Raw genomic sequence first — 22,473 nt, forward strand, 5'->3', positions numbered from 1 at the left:
TATGCGTCAAGTTATTCTCGATACTGAAACAACGGGATTAAACCCTGCCACCGGTGATCGCATTATTGAAATCGGCTGCGTTGAAATGATTGGTCGACGTTTAACGGATCGGACCTTTCATTACTACATTAATCCAGAGCGGGATATCGATGCAGGCGCTTTTGCAGTCCATGGTCTTTCAAGAGAGTTTCTCTCTGACAAGCCAGTCTTTGGCAATATCGTTGATCAATTGATTGAGTTTGTTGATGGCGCTGAGATCGTGATTCATAACGCTGCCTTCGACTTGGGTTTCTTGGATAATGAATTCGCCCTACTCAAAAGACCAGCATTTAGATCTTTAGCCGCCAAGATCACTGACACCCTGCTCGATGCGCGGCAGATGTTTCCGGGTAAACGAAATTCTCTAGATGCCCTTTGTGAGCGTTTTTCTATCAGCAATGAGCACCGCACTCTACACGGTGCTTTATTGGATGCGCAATTACTTGCCGAGGTCTATTTAGCGATGACTCGGGGTCAAGAGGACCTCACCATTGATCTGATTGACTACACAGTCAATCACGATGATGCTGGCCTACCCAAGGCCTTACCTACCAATCTCAAACTCATGGCTGCCAGTGCAGATGAATGCAAACAGCATGAGCAAATTTTGGCAGACATCGCCAAGGCTAGCAAAAAAGACCCCGTCTGGAGTGCTTAAATCGCTGCGGCGATTGCCTTACCAAGATCATCGGTCTTCGCAGTGCCACCCAAGTCTGGAGTCAAAGGTGAGTTCTTGGGTCCACCCGCAAGCACCTTCTCAATCGCAGTAAAGATTGCTTTGCCAGCCTCAGGATATCCGAGATGATCCAACATCATGGAGCCACTCCAAATTTGCCCAATCGGGTTAGCAATCATCTTGCCGTAGATATCGGGTGCTGAACCATGCACAGGCTCAAACAAAGATGGGAATTTCCCTTCGGGATTAATACTGCCCGATGGCGCAACGGCAATCGTGCCGGTACAAGCTGGGCCTAAATCAGACAAGATGTCGCCGAAGAGATTGCTAGCAACGACAACGTCAAAACGGTCAGGGTTCATAACAAACTGTGCCGTCAAAATATCGATGTGGTACTTGTCGGTTTTAACATCAGCAAATTGTTTTGCCATGGCTTCAACCCGTTCATCCCAATACGGCATGGTGATGGCAATGCCATTGGATTTGGTAGCTGAAGTTAAATGCTTTTTTGGACGACTCTGCGCCAGATCATATGCGTACTTCAAAATACGATCTACACCATAACGGGTAAATACAGATTCTTGCACTACAAATTCACGATCGGTATCGGGGAACATCTTGCCGCCGACGCTCGAATACTCACCTTCCGTGTTTTCACGTACGACGAAGAAATCAATATCGCCAGGCTTACGATTCGCCAAGGGGCAAGGTACACCAGGTAAAAGACGCACAGGACGTAAGTTAACGTATTGGTCAAAGCCCCTACGAAACTGGATCAAACTTCCCCACAGCGATACGTGGTCAGGAATGATATTGGGCATTCCGACTGCACCAAAGAAAATGGCATCGTATTGCATTAAGGTTTCAAACCAATTGTCAGGCATCATCTTGCCGTGCTTTTGGTAATAGTCACAGCTAGCAAAATCAAAATGGTCGAATTGCATGCCAATGCCGAATTTCTGGTTAGCCACCTCTAAGGCACGAACGCCTTCTGGCATCACTTCTTTACCAATACCGTCACCGGCAATCACAGCGATTTTAGGGTTCTTGAAGATCTTTTTTGCGTTCATCAGTTTTGTCTATTAGTTAGTTATGTTGATTTATTTTACTAGCGAAAAAGTTTAGCTAATCGCCCGGCGAATATCATCACTGCTGGTCTTGCTACCCCGCTCTACGCTCTCAGTATCGTGCTCGCTTGTATTTTCAATGGTTTCTGGCACAGCCTCTTGCATCCGAATATTATCCCTTGGACAGATCGGCGCACCATAGCTAGCCCAGCGCTTGAGTAAAGTGACTTCATAGCCACACTGGCTGCACTTTGCCTTACTGCGACTGGCGTTGCTTGGACGAGGGGGCGGAAACACAATCGCCTGATGAGGATAAGGGCCTAATTCTTGGCTAATCATGGAGAGCTTGACCATCAATTCCTCAGTCGCATGCGCCATTCGAGCAGGACCCTCTAGCCCTACAGTTTGAGCAATACCTTTGAAGTCCTCTCCATGACCACTAAAACAGTCATCGACTGCGTGGCATAACTCATGTACCAAGGTATCCAACAATTGCACTGGATCATCTAATTTAGGTGAGATGAAAATCTCATTGACGCCACCACCCGATCGCTCGCGAGGCCAGCACTGGCCCAGGGTTGTGCGAGGACTACTCGATGCCGGAAAACCACAAGAGACTCTCACAGGTGGAATTGCATAACCCGCTTTAGAGAATACCGGCTCTAAATGTCTTACTGCATCTTGGAGCCAGGATTCGCGAACCGCATGCTGCTTTACTTCTGATGTCATGTTTAGCGCTGCCCTACTTTGACGCCACCAAAGATAGCTTGGGCTTCGCGTGGCAGGCAACGCCAATAGCGCTCGTTAGCAACTACGGTGTCACCGAGCGCTGCAGCAGCCTCCCAACCCCAACGTGGCTTGTAGAGAAATGCTCTAGCCAAAGCAATGAGATCTGCATCACCATCCTGGAGAATTTCTTCTGCTTGATGTGGGTCGGTAATTAAACCAACTGCCATCGTTGGCAGACCAGATTTCTCTTTAACAATCTTTGAAAACGGTATTTGATACTTGGGTCCAATCGCAATCTTTTGCAATGGCGAAATTCCTCCGGAAGAGATGTGAACGTAGTCGCAACCAATCGCTTTGAGTTGCACCGCAAATTCTGCAGTCTCTTCTGGTGTCCAACCACCCTCGACCCAATCATGCGCAGAGATCCGAATGCCTAATACACCTGAGTAGGCAGCTCTGACTGCTTTGAATAGCTCCAAAGGAAAACGAATGCGATTCTCAAACGAGCCGCCGTATTCATCTGTACGTTGATTGGAGATAGGCGATAAAAATTGATGCAGTAAATAACCATGTGCACCATGTAGTTCCACGCCTTCAACCCCAATGCGTACTGCTCGATTAGCGGCAGTTACAAATGATGCAATCATCTTGTTGAGCTCGTCCTTAGAAAGCTCATGGGGCAAACGCTCGCCCTCAAGCTGAGGAATGGCTGATGGTGCTTCGGTTTCCCAGCCGCCCTGATTTACTGCTAAGAGTTGACCGCCATCCCATGGTGTTGCACTAGAGGCCTTGCGACCAGCGTGCGCTAGCTGGATAAATACTGGAGTAGCAGGAGCCAACTTACGGGCGCGACTCAGTTTGTCTTTTAAAGCTGCTTCCGTACGGTCATCCCATAAACCTAAACAGGCTGGTGTAATGCGCCCCTCAGGAGTGACTCCAGTAGCCTCAATAATGAATAGACCTGCGCCGCTATTTAAGAGGTTGCCCCAATGCATTAAATGCCAGTCTGTTGCCTCACCATTCACTGCAGAGTACTGGCACATGGGTGCAACGACGATGCGATTGGCGAGGCTTACAGGGCCTTTTGGTGAGGGTAAGGAATAACTAGAAAAAAGCAGGCTCATAGGGACCTTTTAGGGCAAAAATGCGGTTATCAGACTAAAAACAGCGAAAGCGATAGAATACCTAAAACAAGAATAGGAGACCCTCTTTCGTGGCCCTCACGATCCTGGAAACCTTCTTTTTGCCGACAAACCTGAGGATCACAAAATACACATTATGAAGAATGCACCCCAAGCCTTTGAATCTAAAGAAGATGTTGGACACTTCCTTGGTGGCACAGTAGTTACCCCTCAAGATAGTCGCTTTGCCGACGTCTACAACCCCTCTACCGGCTCAGTAGCCCGTCGGGTTGCCTTGGCCAGCCGCAAGGACGTAGATCAGGCTGTAGCCGTTGCAGAAACCGCATTTCAGACCTGGAGCCAGACCTCGCCATTGCGCCGGGCTCGCATCATGTTTAAGTATCTCGAGCTCCTCAATGCTCACCGTGATGAGTTAGCCGCCATGATTACTGCCGAGCATGGGAAAGTGTTTACCGATGCCCAAGGTGAAGTAACCCGCGGTATTGAAATCGTAGAATTTGCTACAGGCATTCCTGAGCTGCTCAAGGGTGATTACACCGAACAAGTTTCGACTGGGATTGATAACTGGGTGATGCGCCAACCTTTGGGTGTTGTAGCCGGCATTACGCCTTTTAACTTCCCCGTCATGGTTCCCATGTGGATGTTCCCAGTCGCAATCGCCTGTGGCAACACCTTTATCCTCAAGCCCAGCCCAACTGACCCTTCCCCTGCCTTATTAATGGCTAAGCTCCTCAAAGAAGCGGGTTTGCCTGATGGGGTATTTAATGTGGTGCAAGGCGACAAAGAAGCCGTTGATGCTTTGATTGAGAACCCAGACGTTAAGGCAGTCAGCTTCGTCGGTTCAACCCCGATTGCTAATTACATTTACGAGCGCTGTGCACATTTTGGCAAACGCTCACAAGCATTGGGTGGCGCCAAGAATCACATGGTGATCATGCCAGATGCCGACATGGATAAAGCAATTGACGCTCTCATTGGCGCGGCCTATGGCTCTGCTGGTGAACGCTGCATGGCGATCTCAGTAGCAGTCTTAGTTGGTACTGCTGCTGACAAGATCATGCCTAAACTGATTGAGCGTACCAAGACCCTGAAGGTTAAGAATGGCATGGAGCTTGACGCTGAAATGGGTCCAATCGTTACTAAAGTAGCGCTCGATAGAATTACTGGTTACATCGAGAGTGGCGTTGCCTCTGGCGCTAAATTATTGGTGGATGGTCGCGGTCTCAAAGTCCCAGGCCATGAGAATGGCTTCTTCATCGGCGGCACTTTATTTGATAACGTGACGCCCGATATGAAGATTTATCTCGAGGAGATCTTTGGGCCAGTTCTCTCATGCTTGCGCGTAGCGAACTTTACCGACGCCTTGAACCTAGTCAACTCCTGCGAATACGGCAACGGCGTAGCCTGCTTCACCAGTGACGGCAACATCGCTCGTGAGTTTGCACGCCGCGTTCAAGTCGGCATGGTAGGCATCAACGTACCTATTCCTGTGCCGATGGCATGGCATGGCTTTGGTGGTTGGAAAAAATCCCTCTTTGGGGATATGCATGCCTACGGTAAAGAAGGTGTTCGCTTCTATACAAAGCAAAAGAGCGTGATGCAGCGCTGGCCTGAAAGTATCGACAAAGGTGCAGAGTTTGTGATGCCGACTTCCAAATAAGTCGGTGAATACGGCAGTAATCAGAATAGCGATCTTCGGATCGCTATTTTTTTATCCTCAATGAAGCAGCATGCAATCTATTGCAAGGTATCTTTGAATGCGGGTAACAACGGCATCGCCATTACCTCTATACCCTCATCTCGCAAAGCTTCAGCTTCATCTAGGGTGGTTTGACCACGAATGCTTCGCTCGGGAGACTCTTTGTAGTGAATTCTTCTAGCCTCTTCTGCAAATGCAGAACCCACATCCTCAGAGCGCCCCATCAGCTCACGCATGCCTTTCAGAAAAGCAGCTTGTACTTGGGCCTCCAACTGAGAGTGATCGCTGCCAGCTAAAGCAACGACATCGCCGCTAGGGCTAACTTGCTGCACTTGAGGCTGAGCTGTGTTGGCTAGCTCCATGCTCTGGCTTGAGCTTGATTTCGCAATATGTGGAGCAGATGGCATCCGAGTAATCTCGGTACTATCGCATAGAGGACACGCCAAGATACCATTTGCTTGTTGGGAGAGGCAATCTTCCTCAGACGCAAACCAACCCTCAAAGCGATGATCTAAGGGGCAGGATAAATTGTAGACTTTCATAAAACCTAAATGGGGGCAAATATGCCAAATTCAATAGCCCCTATTTTATCGGGTTTATGCAGGGCTAGCTAAGAACCCAGGGCGCTGGGTTTAACGAGATTGCGGCGATAGCGATCTAACCAATAAATCGCAATAGTGGTTTTGACGTCGGTAATGACACCCTGCTCTACCCAGGCCAAGATTTCATCCAAAGGCGCGGCGAAGACATCCAGAAACTCTTCTTCATCTAAGCGACTCTTACCAGCTTGCAGGCCTTCGGCTAGATAGATATCGATAAACTCAGTGGAATATGAAATCACCGGATGAATCCGGCGGATATAGCTCCACTTACTGGCAGAGTAACCTGTTTCTTCTTCAAGCTCTCTTTGTGCACAAACTAGAGGATCTTCATTGGGATCCAATTTACCTGCAGGAATTTCCATGCAGACTTTGGCTATGGGATAGCGATACTGGCGCTCCAGCAGTATGCGGCCATCATCGAGTATTGCCAAAATAGCAACCGCACCAGGATGCGTCAAATACTCGCGGACCGCCTCTTGGCCATCGGGCAAGCTAACCCGATCGCGCTTCATATTTAAGAAAATGCCGCCGTAGATATCTTCGCCCGAGATTCTCTCCTCACGAAGATGCTGATCACCTGGAGGTAAGTCGTGTAGGGATTTTTCGGTCATGGCCGGACCTTAAAGAGCTTAAGAGCCCAGCAAGGTGCGACGCATTGCGTCGAGGCAAGTCGCCATCAGGCCACCAGGGAAAATTCCCAAGACCAGCACCAGAATGCAATTGAGGCTCAAAAGACCTTTAGCAAAGGTGGATCCCGATATGGTGGTTTCATGCAAAGGCTCATCAAAATACATCACCTTCACAACACGCAAGTAGTAGAAAGCACCGATCAAGGAAGCAATCACCGCGATGATCGCGATAAAGGTATGTTGAGCATCTACTAAGGCCTCGAGGACGGATAGCTTTGCGGCAAAACCGACTGTTGGTGGAATACCGGCCAAGGAGAACATCATGACCAAACCAATAAAGGCAAACCAAGGGTGCTTCTTGTTGAGACCCTTTAAACCATCTAAAGTTTCGCAGTCATAGCCCTTGCGTGACAGTAGCATTAATAAACCGAAGCTACCCAGCGTGGTTAAGACATAGGTAATAACGTAGTATGTCGATGCACTAAATGCGTGATCATCAAACACCGAAAGCATACCGAGCATCACAAAGCCCATTTGCGCAATAGCTGAGTAGGCCAACATCCGCTTCACATTGGTTTGGGCAATCGCCGTAACGTTACCAACCACCAGCGACAGAATAGATAAGAGTACTAGCATAGGCTGCCAGTCACCCAAAAGTGGCAACAAGGTATTCACTAGCAAGCGGAATAACAATCCAAAAGCAGCAATCTTCGGAGCAGCGGCAATCATTAAGGTCACCGCAGTTGGCGCACCTTGATACACATCCGGCACCCACATGTGGAATGGCACTACACCCAACTTAAAGGCTAAGCCAGCAACAATAAATACCAAGCCAAATGCCATCACCAAATGATTTACACGGGGATCAGCCACTGTTCTGAAGATCTCAATGAGATCGAGTGAGCCAGTTACTCCATAGAGCATCGACATGCCGTAGAGCAAGAATCCGGAGGCCAAGGCCCCCAAGATGAAATACTTAATGGCAGCTTCAACACTCTTCTCACTGTTATGACGCATCGCTACCAAGGCATAGGTAGGGAGAGCCATCAACTCGAGACCCAAGTAGAGGGTCAGCAGATTCGAACCGGAAACCAAAACCAATTGACCCAACAAAGCCAATAAGCTCAAAACAATAAAGTCAGGCCGGAATAGACCGCGATCCATCAGGTACTGCTTAGAGTAGATCAAGCTTACAAGTACTGCCCCGCAAGAACAGGCTTTCAAGAGATTGGAGAATGGATCAGACTGAAACAAGCCATTCATCGCCACCAGTGAGACATCACCGATGCGGCCAGCAAAGGCGATGACTAAGTAAGCCAGCAAAATAATCGTGAAGAAATAAACAAATCCCACCCCGCGTGGGGTGTGGAAGATATCTTGTTCTACTCCAGCCTGGGCGGGCTGACGCTCTCGAACATAAACACTGGCAACTAGAAGCGCACAGGTCACTACGAGTAGTACGAGTTCAGGCAGGATGGCGAAAAGGTCAAAGGCTTGCATGTGCTTTTACTCAGATTTTGCTAACAGCAACATGCTGCAGCAGATTAATCACAGCGGGATGAATGATGTCGGTAAAGGGCTTGGGATAGACACCCATACCCAGTACACAGATTGTCAATACAGCCATCATGAAATACTCGCGGGCATTGAGATCTTTAAGGTCCTCAACGTGCTTGTTGTGGATTGCACCGAAGAACACACGCTTAACCATCCAAAGAGAATATGCCGCACCCAGAATCAAAGCGGTGGCTGCCAAAATACCAATCAAGAAGTCGTAATCGACCGCCGCCAGAATTACCATGAACTCCCCCACGAAACCGGAAGTCGCTGGCAAGCCGCAATTGGCCATCGCCATCAATACAGCAAAAGCAGTAAAGGCTGGCATCTTGTGAACTACGCCACCGTAATCCGCAATTTGACGGGTATGCATGCGGTCGTACAGTACACCAATGGAGAGGAACATCGCGCCGGATACGAAACCGTGCGAGATCATTTGAACAATACCGCCCTCTACGCCCAAGGGGCTGAAGAGGAAGAAGCCCAGAGTAACAAAGCCCATGTGGGCCACTGATGAATAGGCCACCAGTTTTTTCATATCCTTTTGAACCAGGGCTACGGTACCAACATAGATCACCGCCACTAAAGACAGGAAGATCACAAAGGGGCCGAGATACTGACTGGCATCTGGGGCAATGGGTAATGAGAAACGTAAGAAACCATAAGCACCCAGCTTTAACATGATCGCCGCCAAGACCACTGAACCACCAGTAGGCGCCTCAACGTGTACATCAGGCAGCCAGGTATGCAGTGGCCACATTGGTACTTTCACAGCAAAAGCCATGAAGAAGGCAAAGAAAATCAGAACTTGCTCAACAATATCCAATGGTGCTTTTTGCCAAGTCAAAATATCAAAGGTATTGGTTGCGTTATACAGGTACAGCATCGCGATCAAGGTCAATAAAGAACCGAGCAAGGTGTACAAGAAGAACTTGAACGCTGCGTAGATTCGGTTTTGACCACCCCACACACCAATGATGATGTACATCGGAATCAGGGTCGCTTCAAAGAAAACATAGAAGAGCAAAGCATCAAGCGCAGCAAAAACCCCGATCATTAATCCAGAGAGGATCAGGAATGACGCCATGTACTGCGAGACCTTCTTATCAATCACTTCCCAAGCAGCAATCACAACAAAGATATTGATGAAAGCGGTCAGAACAATGAACCAAACGGAAATGCCATCAACTCCTAAGTGGTAGTTAATGTCATAACGGGGAATCCAAGAAACATTCTCGACAAACTGCATGCCTGCATTGGCAATATCAAATTGCAAAATTAGCGGCAGAGTTGCAATGAAACCAATGATGGATCCGATCAGGGCAAGCCAACGCACACCCGCGCTGGGATGCTCAGACCCATAGAACAAAATAATGAGTCCAAAGAAAATCGGAATCCAGATGGCAAATGAAAGAATCATGATGGCTACTTAAGTAACAAAGGCCTAGCGAACAAAAGGCAGGTAAGCGTACAAAACCCAAGCGAGCAATACCGCTAAGCCTGCAATCATTGCAAAAGCGTAGTGATAGAGATAACCGGATTGCAAATGGCGAATCACACCGGCAAAGCGCCCAACAGCATGCGCACTGCCATTAACCAAGAAACCGTCGATGATCTTTTGATCACCGCGATGCCACAAGATACCGCCAATCCACAACAAACCTTTAGCAAAGAAGGCTTGGTTAAAAGCATCGAGGTAGTACTTATTGTCGAGCAGTAACTTGATGGGTGCCAAGGCCTGAGCGAATTTTTCAGGAAGTTTGGTTGCCCATAAATATCCAATCGCAGCAGAAAGCACTCCCAACGCAACCAATAAGAGCACCGGGGACGTAAAGGCATGCAAGGCCATGGCGATTGGGCCATGAAACTCTTCAGCCAATTCCATCATCGCTGGGTGCTTGCTGATATCGACAAAAATAGAGTCGCCGAAGAAAGTTCCGAACAGCATTGGCTCAATGGTATAGAAGCCAATAATGACTGAAGGTATCGCCAACAGAATCAATGGCAGCGTCACAACCAGAGGGGACTCATGGGGTTTTTCACCAGGGGCAAGACCATGGTGAGCGTGATCATCACCCTCTTCTGCATGATGGTGATCCTGTACATGTGAATCGTGATAGCCCCAACGCGCCTTGCCGTGGAAGACATAGAAGTAGAGACGGAAAGAATATAAGGCAGTAACAAACACACTCGCCATTACTGCAAAGTAGGCAAAGCCAGAACCGGGAATGTGGCTCGCCGCTACCGCTTCAATGATGGAATCTTTTGAATAGAAGCCAGAAAAGAATGGAGTACCAATCAATGCCAGATTACCCAAGAGCATCATTAAGCAAGTGATTGGCATGTACTTCCAAAGGCCGCCCATCTTGCGCATATCTTGCTCATGGTGCATACCCAAAATCACGCTACCAGCGGCAAGGAATAACAATGCCTTAAAGAAGGCGTGGGTCATCAAATGAAAAATGGCTACTGGATAAGCAGAAACACCCAATGCTACGGTCATGTAGCCCAGCTGCGACAACGTGGAATACGCCACCACCCGCTTGATATCGTTCTGGACAATACCCAGAAAGCCCATGAATAGTGCTGTAATCGAACCAATAACCAAGATGAAGCTCAAAGCTGTATCAGACAGCTCAAAGAGTGGCGACATCCGCGCCACCATAAAGATGCCCGCAGTAACCATCGTTGCGGCATGAATCAATGCAGAAATTGGAGTTGGACCTTCCATGGAGTCTGGCAGCCAAACATGCAATGGAAACTGGGCTGATTTACCCATCGCACCAATAAACAAGCAAATACAAGCAACCGTCACTAAGTTCCAGCCAGTACCAGGCAAGGTTTGTGCTGCTAAAGCACTGTTTTGAGCAAAGATCACGTCGTACTGCATCGATCCTGTACTGGCCAATAACAAACCGATGCCAAGAATGAAGCCAAAGTCGCCAACGCGGTTAACCAAAAAGGCCTTCATATTGGCAAACACTGCTGATTGACGCTCAAAATAGAAACCGATCAAGAGGTAGGACACTACGCCCACTGCTTCCCAACCAAAGAAGAGTTGCAAGAGGTTATTACTCATGACCAGCATCAGCATGGCAAAGGTGAATAAGGAGATGTAAGAGAAGAAACGGTTATAGCCCTCTTCTCCAGCCATATAGCCAATGGTGTAGATGTGAACCATCAAAGATACAAATGTCACGACACACATCATGGTGGCAGTTAATGGATCGATTAAGAAACCAATATCGAGATTGAGCTCACCCAATTGCATCCAGTGATAAACGGTGCCATTGAAGTAGAAACCATCCATCACCTGCACTAAGACAAAGCAAGATAAAACAAAGGCAATCATCACACCCAAGATGGTGGCAAACTGACAGGCCCCGTGACCAATCCGATCACCGCCCAATTTAGTACCGAAGAATCCAGCGATGACAGAACCAATCAGTGGAGCTAATGGCACGGCACAGAGAACGGGAAGAGTTAAGGTGAATTGCATGGCTAGCCTTTTAGGTGGTCAAGGTCTTCGGCATTAATCGTATCTACCTTACGGAAGAGTACAACCAAGATTGCCAAACCAATCGCTGCTTCAGCAGCGGCCACGGTCAGAATGAAAAATACAAATACTTGACCTGCCATATCACCCAAGTAATGGGAGAAGGCAACAAAGTTCAAATTGACTGAGAGCAGCATGAGTTCGATCGCCATCAATAGCACAATCACGTTCTTGCGATTGAGGAAAATACCAATCACGCTCGTCGCAAACAAAATTGCGCTCAGCACAAGATAGTGAGCCAGGGTTACAGTCATTTCTTTTCTCCCCGGGCATCTTGCTTCGCAGCCATATCGGTATCCATTTTGACGATCCGCATCCGGTCTGAAGCTTTGACATTAATTTGCTCAGCTACGTTCTGGGCTTTCGCATCCTTACGATTACGCAAGGTCAATGCAACGGCAGCAATGATAGCAACCAATAAAATAACGCCAGCGACTTCAAAGGCATAGACATAATCAACGAAGATCAACATACCCAGAGCCTTAGTATTGCTCATGGTAGATTCTTCCAGCATAGGCTGCACGGGAGAGCTAGTACCAATGAAGCTCCGAATCAAGACAATCGATAGCTCCAGCACAATCACTGCACCCATTAAGAATGCGACTGGCAAATACTTCTTAAAGTCACGACGAAGGTGCTCTAGATCGAGATCGAGCATCATCACTACGAACAGGAACAGCACCATTACCGCGCCTACATAAACCAAGATTAAAGCCAAACTGAGGAACTCCGCTTTGAGCAGCATCCACAAGCCTGAAGCGCAGAAAAAAGCCAGAACCAAAAACAAAGCAGCATGCACAGGGTTGCGGGCTGTAATGACTCGCAAAGCAGAGATAACTAATAGGCCCGCAAAGGCGTAAAAGAAGATCGAAAAGATGGTGGAGGGATCGAATGTCATAGTCTTATAGCTCGATTCGATTAACGATAAGGTGCATCAACTGCACGGTTAGCTGCAATGTCTTTTTCATACTTATCACCGACTGCGAGCAACATGTCTTTTGTGAAATACAGGTCGCCCCGCTTGTCACCAAAGTATTCAAAAATATTGGTCTCGACAATCGCATCTACTGGACAAGCTTCTTCACAAAAGCCACAGAAGATACATTTAGTTAGGTCAATGTCATAGCGGCTGGTTCGACGCGTACCGTCATCACGCTCAGCAGTTTCAATCGTAATGGCATAGGCAGGACAAACTGCTTCACATAATTTACAACCAATGCAACGCTCTTCCCCATTCTCATAGCGACGCAGCGCATGCAAGCCGCGGAAGCGTGGAGACTGAGGTGTTTTCTCTTCTGGATACTGAATCGTAATCTTGGGCTTAAACAGATAGCGACCAGTAATCGACATACCAGTCAAAATGTCTTTGAGCATCAAGCTATTGAGAAATTGGTTGATTTTCTTAATCATCGTCTTTACCTATTTCCAAATATTCCATGGGGATACAACCCAAGCACCAATTACCATGACCCAGAATACAGAGATGGGAATAAAAATCTTCCAACCCAAACGCATGATCTGGTCATAACGGTAGCGAGGCAAAGTGGCACGCAACCAAATGACACAAGACAAAAGGAAGAAGGTCTTACCAAACAACCAGAAGAAGCCTGGTATGTCGCGCAAGATTGGTAAATCCACAATCGGCAACCAGCCACCTAAGAACATTGTCGATGCCAAGGCAGCGATCAATATCATATTGGCGTATTCAGCCAAGAAGAACATCGCAAAGGCCATGCCCGAGTACTCAACCATATGTCCTGCAACAATTTCTGACTCCCCTTCAACCACGTCAAATGGATGACGATTAGTCTCAGCCACGCCGGAAATAAAGTAGATCACAAACATTGGTAATAAAGGTAACCAGTTCCAGGAGAGGAAGTTCAGGCCTTTACTTGCGAAAAAACCATGCATCTGGGATTCCACAATCGCACTCAGATTTAAAGAACCTGAAGTTAATAAGACTGTTACCAAGGCAAAACCCATCGCAATCTCATAGGAGATCATCTGAGCCGATGCACGCATCGCGCCAAGGAATGGATATTTTGAATTGGATGACCAGCCAGCCAATATGACGCCGTAGACACCGATGGAAGAGATCGCCATCACATAGAGCAAGCCAGCGTTGACGTCGGTCAAAACCATTTTTGCCTGGAAAGGAATCACAGCCCAAGCAGCAAAAGCCGGCATGATTACCATTACAGGAGCAATGATGTAGAGCACCTTACTTGCTTGCGCAGGAGAAATAATCTCTTTCATCAAGAGCTTGAGCGCATCAGCAATCGGTTGCAACAAACCTAGGGGTCCGACACGGTTGGGTCCAAGACGAATATGCATCCAACCAATCAGCTTTCTTTCCCATAAGGTTAGATAAGCAACCGCACCAAACATTGGCAGAACAATAATCACAATCCGTACTAAAGCCCAAACTAATGGCCAGAGCGATCCCAATAGGGCTTCGCCTTGAGTGTTAATCAGATTTAAGAAATCAGTCATCTCTTAGGCCTTGCTCAAAGTAATTGGGCCAAACATGGCGCCTAACCTAGCGCTAGCTTCTGTACCAGCAGAGATGCGCACTGCCCCTGCTGCTAAATTTGCTTCTAGCGTAACAGGCAATTGTGTCGACAAATTGCCTTGAGTGATTAAAACAATATCACCCTCTTTAAGGCCGAGCTCATTCATTGCAGCCTGGTTCAGGCCAATTTGATTACCCCGCTTTGCATCAGCAGTTCTTTGCAAGGCTGGGGCACGACGAACTATGGGATCCACCGAATAAATATTGACATCAGAGACGCGCTCAAAGCCGTTTGTGGGAGCAGCATTGCTATTTGATACAGCAGGTGTTCCAGTGAACTGATTGTTGAGTTTGCCAACAAAGCTCTCACCCAAAGCATCGCCCAACACTTCTTCAGGCATATTGAATAAAAAGCCATCCAAGCCAAGTAAGCTACCGAGCACGCGGAGCACCTTCCAGCCTGGGCGGGAATCACCCAAAGGTTTAACTGCTGGCTGAATGGTTTGCGCACTACCTTCTGCATTGATGAATGTGGCGACTGTTTCGGTGAAGGTGCTAATAGGCAGAATCACATCCGCAGCCTCTAACAAATCAGGGCTAGTGAATGATGTCAATGCAATCACCGTATTGGCTTTAGCTAAAGCAGCCTTCGCTTGTTCGGGATTAGGTAAATCACGAGTAGGCTCAAGGTTCATCAGAATGACTGCACGGCGCTCACCAGACAATACGGAGTTCACACCAACGCCATTGGCATTAACCAAGCTTGCAGCAACGGCATTACCACCTACAGGTAAGAAGCCAAAAGTAGCCCCAGTTTGCTCAGCAATAAATTGCGCCAACACATGCAAATCACTTGCATGAGGATGAGTAATAGCAGCAGATCCCAGGAATACTGCGCCGGCCTGACCAGATAAGAGGCTATCCGCTATCGCTTGAGCCGCAGGAGAAATACTGCCAGACACTCCGGCTGGAGCTGAGGTGGATTTTGCTTTTGCAACCGCAGAGGCAACTTCACCAAGACCATTCACCCAAGCACTAGGCTTAGCAATCACGCTCCGTGGTGCATCAATCAGCCAATCGTCGCCGCCTGCATCGATGCGATGCAAGGCAAGGCCACGTTTAGCAGCAGCACGCAAACGCACTGCCATCAATGGCAAGTCTTTACGTAAATAACTGCCAATCACGAGCGCGCGATCTAACTGATCAAGCTTGGCGATCGGCATACCGAGCCATGGTGCTTTAGCAGCGCCGTCAATATTGGATTGCAATAAACGGGATTCAATTTGATCTGAACCGAGTCCACGCACAATCTTTTGCAGGAGATGCAATTCTTCCGTACTGCTGATTGGGTGCGCCAATGCAGCAATCGATTGTGGGCCATTTTCAGCTGCAATCGTTTTGAGCGAGCGAGAAACGTAATCTAAGGCAGACTCCCAATCCGTCTCCAACCACTGACCGCCCTGCTTCACCATCGGCGATGTGACACGCTCTGCACTGTTAATACCTTCGTAGGAGAAACGATCGCGGTCGCTAATCCAGCATTCATTGATTGCTTCGTTCTCTAAAGCAACGACCCGCATGACTTTGTTTGCTTTAGTTTGAATTGTTGTGTTGCTACCCAAACTATCATGTGGGCTCACAGAACGTTTGCGAGCCAATTCCCAAGTACGAGCAGCGTAGCGGAATGGCTTGCTGGTTAAAGCGCCGACTGGGCAAATATCAATCATATTGCCGGACAACTCTGAATCGACTGTCTGACCAACAAAGGTGGTGATTTCAGAATGCTCGCCACGGTTAATCATGCCCAACTCCATCACGCCGGCAATCTCTTGACCAAAGCGAACGCACCGGGTGCAATGAATGCAGCGGGACATTTCTTCCATTGAAATCAATGGACCGACATTCTTGTGAAACACCACGCGTTTTTCTTCTTCGTAACGCGAGTTTGACTTACCGTAGCCTACTGCCAAGTCTTGCAACTGGCACTCACCACCTTGATCGCAAATTGGGCAATCCAGAGGGTGATTAATCAGCAAGAACTCCATGACAGAGCGCTGCGCCTCTACTGCTTTAGCAGAGTGGGTAAAGACCTTCATGCCCTGAGTAACCGGTGTGGCACAGGCGGGTAATGGCTTTGGGGCCTTTTCTACTTCAACCAGGCACATGCGGCAGTTAGCAGCAATCGAGAGCTTCTTGTGATAACAGAAATGTGGAACGTAAGTGCCTAATTTGTTCGCGGCGTGCATCACCATCGAACCCTGAGGAACTTCAACCGTCTTGCCGTCTAATTCGATTTCTACCATGCTCACTTTAAGAAGTCCCGTACTCAATATCTTTTATAAAGGCCGCGCAGATTCTAAGCAGTGCTTATGTTCTACGTGATATGCAAATTCATCCATGTAATGCTTCAACATGCCTCTCACGGGCATCGCTGCAGCATCACCTAACGCACAAATCGTCCGGCCCTGAATATTGGCCGCGACATCATTAAGCAAATCTAAATCTTCTGGACGACCCTCACCGTGTTCAATTCGATTCACGATGCGCCATAACCATCCGGTACCTTCACGACATGGGGTGCACTGACCGCAAGACTCTTCGTGATAAAAATAAGAAAGGCGTAGTAAAGCGCGCACCATGCAGCGGGTATCATTCATCACAATCACAGCGCCTGAACCTAACATTGAGCCGGCTTTTGCAATGCTGTCGTAATCCATTGTGAGATCCATCATCTGCGCACCAGGAATCACCGGCGCAGAGGATCCACCAGGAATGACCGCCTTAATCGCTCTACCATCGCGCATCCCCCCAGCCAACTTCAAGAGCTCAGCAAAGGGGGTGCCCATGGGGACTTCATAATTTCCGGGATAGGTAACGTCACCTGACACAGAGTAAATTTTTGTACCACCATTATTGGGCTTGCCGATATCCAAATACGCTTGACCACCGATTGCCATAATGAATGGCACAGCTGCAAAAGTTTCAGTGTTGTTAATGGTGGTGGGTTTGCCATATAAACCATAGCTTGCCGGGAAAGGTGGTTTATAACGAGGCTGACCTTTTTTACCTTCGAGCGACTCGAGCAAAGCAGTCTCTTCACCACAAATGTAAGCACCCCAGCCTGGCGCAGCATGCAGTTGGAAGTTAAAGTCACTGCCCATGATCTTGTCGCCAAGATAGCCAGCGGCACGGGCTTGCTCAAGCGCCTCTTCAAAGCGAGTGTAGTCTTGCCAAATTTCCCCGTGGATATAGTTGTAACCCACCGAGATCCCCATGGTGTAAGCCCCTATGATCATGCCTTCAATCAAAGCATGGGGGTTATAACGCATGATGTCGCGGTCTTTAAATGTTCCTGGCTCACCCTCATCAGAGTTGCAAACCAAATACTTCTGACCTGGAAACTGGCGGGGCATAAAGCTCCACTTCAACCCTGTTGGGAAGCCTGCGCCACCTCGACCACGCAGGGAGGAAAGCTTTAGCTCAGCGATGATGGAGTCCGGCGTGACTTTATCTGCCAAGATACGACGTAACTGCTGATAGCCGCCACGGCTCTCGTAATCCTTCAGACCCCAATTATTACCATTGAGACCCGCCAAAATCAGGGGCTTAATGTGACGATCGTGCAAACTGGTCATGCTGACTTCCCTTCTGCACGTAGCTCGGCTAAGAGAGCATCAATCTTTTCGTTGCTCATAAAACTACACATCCGCTTGTTATTCACGAGCATGACTGGGGAATCGCCGCAAGCGCCCATGCACTCGCCCTCTTTGAGCGTAAAAGTCCCACAAGGTGTGGTCTCGTTATAACCAATACCTAATGTTTCTTTTAAGTGAGTTGCTGCAGTTTCACCGTGAGTGAGTTGGCATGGTAAGTTCGTGCAAATCACCAACTTGTATTTGCCGACTGGCTTGGTGTCATACATATTGTAGAAAGTGGCAACCTCTTCTACTGCAATACGGGGCATGCTCAAAATAGACGCAATCGTTTCAATCACATCAGAAGAAACCCAACCGATTTCAGTTTGTGCTGCAATCAGAGCAGCCATGACGGCAGATTGCTTTTGCTCTGGAGGATATTTGGCGACATTACGCTCAATGTCGGCCATTGTTTGAGGGGATAGTTGAAGAATAGTCATAAGTCAGTGGCGCGCTGTTATCAGCGGTCAATCTCTCCGAACACAATATCTTGGGTACCAATAATGGTGACGGCATCAGCAAGCATATGACCGCGAGACATCTCATCCATGGCTGCCAAATGCACAAAACCAGGCGCACGAATCTTCATACGGTAAGGCTTGTTAGCACCATCGGAAATCAAGTAAATACCAAACTCCCCTTTAGGATGCTCAACTGCTGAGTAAGCCTCGCCATCTGGCACGTGAATACCTTCGGTAAAGAGTTTGAAGTGGTGAATCAATTCTTCCATATTGGTCTTCATATCCACACGCTTGGGTGGAGAGACTTTATGGTTATCACTCATCACAGGACCGGGATTGGCTTTTAACCAAGCGATACATTGTTTGATGATGCGATTGGACTGGTACATCTCTTCCATACGCACTAAATAACGATCATAAGAATCGCCATTCACGCCCACTGGAATATCAAAGTCAAGGCGGTCATAGACTTCGTAAGGTTGCTTCTTACGCAAATCCCACTCGATGCCAGAACCACGTAGCATTGGACCAGTAAAGCCAAGCTGTAATGCCCGCTCTGGAGTAACGACACCAATGCCGACCAAACGCTGTTTCCAGATTCGGTTATCGGTCAAGAGATTGCAATACTCGTCGACATTCGCATCAAAGCCATTCGAGAACTCTTCAATAAAATCCAATAAAGAACCACTGCGATCTTCGTTTAATCGCTTAATTGCAGAAGCACTACGCACTTTAGAAGCAGAGTACTTAGCCATCTGCTCAGGCAGATCACGATAGACTCCACCTGGACGATAGTAAGCTGCATGCATACGGGCGCCAGAAACAGCTTCATACATATCAAAGATCGCTTCACGATCACGGAATGCATACAAGAAGACAGCCATCGCACCGACGTCAAGACCATGACATCCAATCCACAACAAGTGATTGAGCAAACGGGTTAACTCATCAAACATCACTCGAATGTATTGCGCGCGCACTGGCACTTCAACACCTAAGAGCTTTTCAATAGCCATCACATAGGCATGCTCATTGACCATCATCGATACATAGTCCAAACGATCCATATAGGGAACGTTCTGAATCCAGGTCCGAGTCTCAGCGAGTTTTTCAGTGGCACGATGCAATAAACCAATATGGGGATCGGCGCGCTGGATGACTTCACCATCCAACTCGAGCACTAAACGTAATACGCCGTGTGCCGCTGGATGCTGAGGGCCAAAATTGAGGGTGTAGTTCTTAATTTGTGCCATGACTTAAACCGGACCTCCGTACTGCTCTTCCCGCACAATGCGTGGAGTAATCTCACGCGCTTCAATAGTCACAGGCTGATAGACCACACGCTTGAGCTCAGGGTCATAGCGCATCTCCACATTACCGGTGATTGGGAAATCTTTGCGGAATGGGTGGCCAATGAAGCCATAGTCAGTCAGAATGCGACGCAGATCTTCATGACCGTCAAACAAGATGCCATACAGATCAAATGCTTCACGTTCAAACCAATTTGCGCTAGCCCATACAGGTGTAAGTGAAGCAAGCACTGGATACGAATCATCTGCCGCAAATACCCGTACTCGTAGGCGCCAGTTATGCGCGATCGATAAGAGGTGTGTAACAACCGCAAAGCGCTGGCCTGACCAAGCGCCATCACGGAAGTCTTGATAGTCCACTCCACACAAGTCAATCAGCTGCTCAAATCCTAAAGCAGGATCATCACGCAACATAAGCGCAGCTTCTAAATAGCTATCCGCTTTAATAATTACGGTCACCTCACCTAAAGCAATCTCAATGGATTGGGCACGCCCGCCAAGAACGCGTTCAAGATTGGCTGTAAGTTGATTTAAGCGATCTGACATCTTAAGCTTTCCGTGCAATCGTGCTGGTGCGAGCAATCTTCGATTGCAGCTGAATGATGCCGTAGATCAATGCTTCTGCGGTTGGCGGGCAACCGGGAACATAAATATCGACTGGCACAATGCGATCGCAACCGCGCACTACTGAATAGGAGTTGTGATAGTAGCCACCACCATTAGCGCAGGAGCCCATCGAGATTACCCAACGAGGCTCGGGCATTTGGTCATAGACCTTACGTAGAGCGGGAGCCATCTTATTGCAAAGCGTTCCAGCAACGATCATCAAGTCTGATTGACGTGGTGAAGGACGGAACACGACTCCGAAGCGATCTAAGTCATAACGGGAAGCGCCTGCGTGCATCATCTCTACAGCGCAACAGGCCAGTCCAAAAGTCATTGGCCAAAGAGAGCCATTACGAGTCCAGTTGATTAACTGGTCTGCAGTGGTAGTAACAAATCCTTCTTTGAGAACGCCTTCTAGTGCCATATTGATTACTCCCAGTCGAGAGCGCCCTTCTTCCAGATATAAACAAATCCCACAATGAATTCCAATAAGAAGGTCACCATGGAGGCATAACCAAACCACCCAATATCCCGGAGAGCAACGCCCCAAGGGAACAAAAAGGCAGTTTCTAAGTCAAATAAGATAAATAGGATTGCGATGAGGTAGTAGCGCACATCGAACTTCATGCGTGCATCTTCAAAGGCTTCGAAACCGCACTCATAAGGAGATAGTTTTTCAGCGTCTGGCTTTGAAGGAGCCAAAATTTTTCCGAGGAACATGGGGACTAAACCCACCCCAATGCCTACGAGGATGAACAGCAGAACAGGAAAGTAATTAGCGAGATTCAAAGTAATCCTGAGTTGTTTCTGAGTCGATTAGCCAGTAAAACCTATAAGAGTTACAAATTATCAATTATTCCTAAAACAAAAACATTTTTACTACTTTTTGGTGCCGACGGCGAGACTCGAACTCGCACAGCCTAAGCCACTACCCCCTCAAGATAGCGTGTCTACCAATTTCACCACGTCGGCATCTTGCAAAACTTGTCAATTCTACTGCATTGCACTCATTATCTGCAGAGCACAAAGCACTCAAATGGGCTCAAAAAGACCCTTTTGGGATTACTTTGGTACTGCAGGTTTGCTAGGATCTTGCGCTGGCGCTACCGGAGTCGCTGGAGCTACCTGAGCAGGCGCGACGGTGCCGGATAAAACGCTTTGGGGCGCCGCCTTGTGACTACCAATCCAGGTAATGCCCAGAGTGCAAATAAAGAAGACTGCGGCAAATACAGCAGTTGTGTGGGATAGGAAGTTAGCAGAGCCGCTGGCGCCAAATAGGCTGCCAGAAGCACCTGATCCAAACGCAGCACCCATATCGGCGCCCTTACCCTGCTGGAGTAACACCAACAAGATGACACCCAAAGCAGAAATTACCTGCAGTACCACCAATAAAGTCTTTAGCCATTCCATGACTTATCTCCAAATAAAAATTTATGCCTGACAAATAGCCAGAAATTGCTGGGGATCCAATGAAGCACCCCCAATTAAGCCGCCATCAATATCCGGCATAGCAAAAAGTTCAACCGCATTATCCGGCTTGACACTGCCACCATACAAAATCCCGACATGGGACGCAACGTCTTCATCAAACTCAGCCAGCTGAAATCGAATCGCACGATGCATGTCTTGGGCAATCTGAGCACTTGCCACTTTGCCAGTGCCAATCGCCCAAACAGGCTCGTAAGCAATCAAGCAATCCGCTAACCGGTCTTGCAAAACCGATACCAGCTTGGCCACTTGGGTGCGGACGACCTCAACCTCCCTACCTGAGTTGCGTTCATCGGCAGTTTCACCGACACAAATAACAGGAGTCATACCGTGATCTAAGGCTTGAAGTGCCTTCTCTGCAATCACGGCATCACTTTCACCGTGAATCTGACGACGCTCAGAATGGCCTACGATCACATAAGCACAGCCAAATTCTTTGAGCATGGCCGCACCAACTTCACCAGTAAATGCACCAGCCTCATGACGCGATACATCTTGTGCACCCAGACTCAGAAAGGCTCCAGAGCAATCTTGGATCAAATCAGCACATTGAACTAAATAAGGAAACGGTGGGCAAACGGCATACTTGCGACCAGCAGGCATCCCCTTTTCCATGCCACGGCAAACCAATTGCACCCAATCTTGATTGCTCTTCAGGCTGCCGTTTAATTTCCAATTAGCAATAACAATGAGTGGACGCATATT

General features: G+C 48.1%; 23 protein-coding genes and 1 tRNA gene. 2 read left to right on the forward strand and 22 right to left on the reverse strand.

Annotated features, from left to right (window positions below; all coding sequences use genetic code 11):
* Position 1: 1 nt before the first annotated feature.
* Positions 2–697 carry a DNA polymerase III subunit epsilon gene (dnaQ, locus tag AOC06_RS05425; protein ID WP_215379271.1) on the forward strand — a complete coding sequence of 232 codons (696 nt, stop codon included), beginning with the start codon at positions 2–4 and terminating at the stop codon, positions 695–697.
* Here dnaQ and AOC06_RS05430 read toward each other — a convergent pair.
* From AOC06_RS05430 to AOC06_RS05440, 3 genes are read right to left on the reverse strand one after another with little or no spacing between them, the layout of a single operon-like run.
* Complete coding sequence (locus AOC06_RS05430) at positions 694–1,785, reverse strand: tartrate dehydrogenase (protein WP_305120657.1); 1,092 nt, start codon at positions 1,783–1,785, stop codon at positions 694–696. The genes dnaQ and AOC06_RS05430 overlap by 4 nt on opposite strands.
* A 51-nt stretch (positions 1,786–1,836) precedes the next feature.
* Positions 1,837–2,511: a SprT family zinc-dependent metalloprotease gene (locus AOC06_RS05435; RefSeq protein WP_215379273.1), complete on the reverse strand. Its 675-nt coding sequence runs from the start codon at positions 2,509–2,511 to the stop codon at positions 1,837–1,839.
* A gap of 2 nt (positions 2,512–2,513) precedes the next feature.
* Positions 2,514–3,635 carry an NADH:flavin oxidoreductase/NADH oxidase gene (locus AOC06_RS05440; protein ID WP_215379274.1) on the reverse strand — a complete coding sequence of 374 codons (1,122 nt, stop codon included), beginning with the start codon at positions 3,633–3,635 and terminating at the stop codon, positions 2,514–2,516.
* A 154-nt stretch (positions 3,636–3,789) separates the two neighbouring features.
* Here AOC06_RS05440 and AOC06_RS05445 point away from each other — a divergent pair, with 154 nt between their 5' ends.
* A complete protein-coding gene (locus AOC06_RS05445) occupies positions 3,790–5,313 on the forward strand; it encodes a CoA-acylating methylmalonate-semialdehyde dehydrogenase (RefSeq protein WP_215379276.1) in 1,524 nt (507 codons plus the stop codon).
* 77 nt (positions 5,314–5,390) lie between these two features.
* Here the strand turns inward: AOC06_RS05445 and AOC06_RS05450 are convergent, their stop codons facing one another.
* The 19 genes from AOC06_RS05450 to tpiA all read right to left on the reverse strand — a co-directional run bounded on the left by AOC06_RS05450 (position 5,391) and on the right by tpiA (position 22,470).
* Positions 5,391–5,894: a DUF1178 family protein gene (locus AOC06_RS05450; RefSeq protein WP_112238350.1), complete on the reverse strand. Its 504-nt coding sequence runs from the start codon at positions 5,892–5,894 to the stop codon at positions 5,391–5,393.
* 68 nt (positions 5,895–5,962) lie between these two features.
* The gene (locus AOC06_RS05455) at positions 5,963–6,565 is read right to left on the reverse strand and encodes an NUDIX domain-containing protein (protein ID WP_215379277.1); all 603 of its coding nucleotides are present in this window, start codon (positions 6,563–6,565) and stop codon (positions 5,963–5,965) included.
* Between the two features lie 18 nt (positions 6,566–6,583).
* Entirely contained in the window at positions 6,584–8,083 is a 1,500-nt protein-coding gene (gene nuoN, locus AOC06_RS05460; RefSeq protein ID WP_215379280.1) for an NADH-quinone oxidoreductase subunit NuoN, read from the reverse strand.
* Between the two features lie 10 nt (positions 8,084–8,093).
* Positions 8,094–9,560, reverse strand: a complete 1,467-nt coding sequence (locus AOC06_RS05465; protein ID WP_215379282.1) for an NADH-quinone oxidoreductase subunit M — start codon at positions 9,558–9,560, stop codon at positions 8,094–8,096.
* Between the two features lie 24 nt (positions 9,561–9,584).
* Positions 9,585–11,639 (reverse strand): NADH-quinone oxidoreductase subunit L, encoded by a 2,055-nt coding sequence (gene nuoL / locus AOC06_RS05470; RefSeq protein ID WP_215379285.1) that lies wholly within the window; start codon positions 11,637–11,639, stop codon positions 9,585–9,587.
* A gap of 2 nt (positions 11,640–11,641) precedes the next feature.
* Positions 11,642–11,950, reverse strand: coding sequence for an NADH-quinone oxidoreductase subunit NuoK (gene nuoK, locus AOC06_RS05475; protein ID WP_112204328.1), 309 nt, complete (start codon positions 11,948–11,950; stop codon positions 11,642–11,644).
* On the reverse strand, positions 11,947–12,594 hold the full coding sequence (locus AOC06_RS05480; RefSeq protein ID WP_215379287.1) for an NADH-quinone oxidoreductase subunit J: 648 nt from the start codon (positions 12,592–12,594) through the stop codon (positions 11,947–11,949). Before AOC06_RS05480 ends, nuoK begins: the two co-directional genes overlap by 4 nt.
* A 20-nt stretch (positions 12,595–12,614) precedes the next feature.
* A complete protein-coding gene (gene nuoI / locus AOC06_RS05485; RefSeq protein WP_215335771.1) occupies positions 12,615–13,106 on the reverse strand; it encodes an NADH-quinone oxidoreductase subunit NuoI in 492 nt (163 codons plus the stop codon).
* Positions 13,107–13,115: 9 nt separating this feature from the next.
* Entirely contained in the window at positions 13,116–14,189 is a 1,074-nt protein-coding gene (gene nuoH / locus AOC06_RS05490; RefSeq protein ID WP_215379290.1) for an NADH-quinone oxidoreductase subunit NuoH, read from the reverse strand.
* Between the two features lie 3 nt (positions 14,190–14,192).
* Positions 14,193–16,511 carry an NADH-quinone oxidoreductase subunit NuoG gene (nuoG, locus tag AOC06_RS05495; protein WP_215379293.1) on the reverse strand — a complete coding sequence of 773 codons (2,319 nt, stop codon included), beginning with the start codon at positions 16,509–16,511 and terminating at the stop codon, positions 14,193–14,195.
* Positions 16,512–16,544: 33 nt separating this feature from the next.
* The gene (gene nuoF / locus AOC06_RS05500; protein WP_215379296.1) at positions 16,545–17,843 is read right to left on the reverse strand and encodes an NADH-quinone oxidoreductase subunit NuoF; all 1,299 of its coding nucleotides are present in this window, start codon (positions 17,841–17,843) and stop codon (positions 16,545–16,547) included.
* A complete protein-coding gene (gene nuoE / locus AOC06_RS05505; RefSeq protein ID WP_215335775.1) occupies positions 17,840–18,343 on the reverse strand; it encodes an NADH-quinone oxidoreductase subunit NuoE in 504 nt (167 codons plus the stop codon). The genes nuoF and nuoE overlap by 4 nt, the downstream gene beginning before the upstream one ends.
* Positions 18,344–18,363: 20 nt before the next feature.
* On the reverse strand, positions 18,364–19,617 hold the full coding sequence (locus AOC06_RS05510) for an NADH-quinone oxidoreductase subunit D (protein WP_215379299.1): 1,254 nt from the start codon (positions 19,615–19,617) through the stop codon (positions 18,364–18,366).
* Positions 19,618–19,620: 3 nt separating this feature from the next.
* Positions 19,621–20,220, reverse strand: coding sequence for an NADH-quinone oxidoreductase subunit C (locus tag AOC06_RS05515; protein WP_215379302.1), 600 nt, complete (start codon positions 20,218–20,220; stop codon positions 19,621–19,623).
* Between the two features lies 1 nt (position 20,221).
* Complete coding sequence (locus tag AOC06_RS05520) at positions 20,222–20,704, reverse strand: NuoB/complex I 20 kDa subunit family protein (protein WP_011902891.1); 483 nt, start codon at positions 20,702–20,704, stop codon at positions 20,222–20,224.
* Between the two features lie 5 nt (positions 20,705–20,709).
* Entirely contained in the window at positions 20,710–21,069 is a 360-nt protein-coding gene (locus AOC06_RS05525) for an NADH-quinone oxidoreductase subunit A (RefSeq protein ID WP_215335778.1), read from the reverse strand.
* 98 nt (positions 21,070–21,167) lie between these two features.
* Positions 21,168–21,252: transfer RNA gene (locus AOC06_RS05530), tRNA-Leu, on the reverse strand.
* 90 nt (positions 21,253–21,342) lie between these two features.
* The gene (gene secG, locus AOC06_RS05535; RefSeq protein WP_215379305.1) at positions 21,343–21,690 is read right to left on the reverse strand and encodes a preprotein translocase subunit SecG; all 348 of its coding nucleotides are present in this window, start codon (positions 21,688–21,690) and stop codon (positions 21,343–21,345) included.
* A gap of 21 nt (positions 21,691–21,711) precedes the next feature.
* On the reverse strand, positions 21,712–22,470 hold the full coding sequence (gene tpiA, locus AOC06_RS05540; RefSeq protein WP_215379307.1) for a triose-phosphate isomerase: 759 nt from the start codon (positions 22,468–22,470) through the stop codon (positions 21,712–21,714).
* Between the last annotated feature and the right edge of the window lie 3 nt (positions 22,471–22,473).

This window comes from Polynucleobacter paludilacus, from assembly GCF_018687595.1.
Taxonomy (GTDB): domain Bacteria; phylum Pseudomonadota; class Gammaproteobacteria; order Burkholderiales; family Burkholderiaceae; genus Polynucleobacter; species Polynucleobacter paludilacus.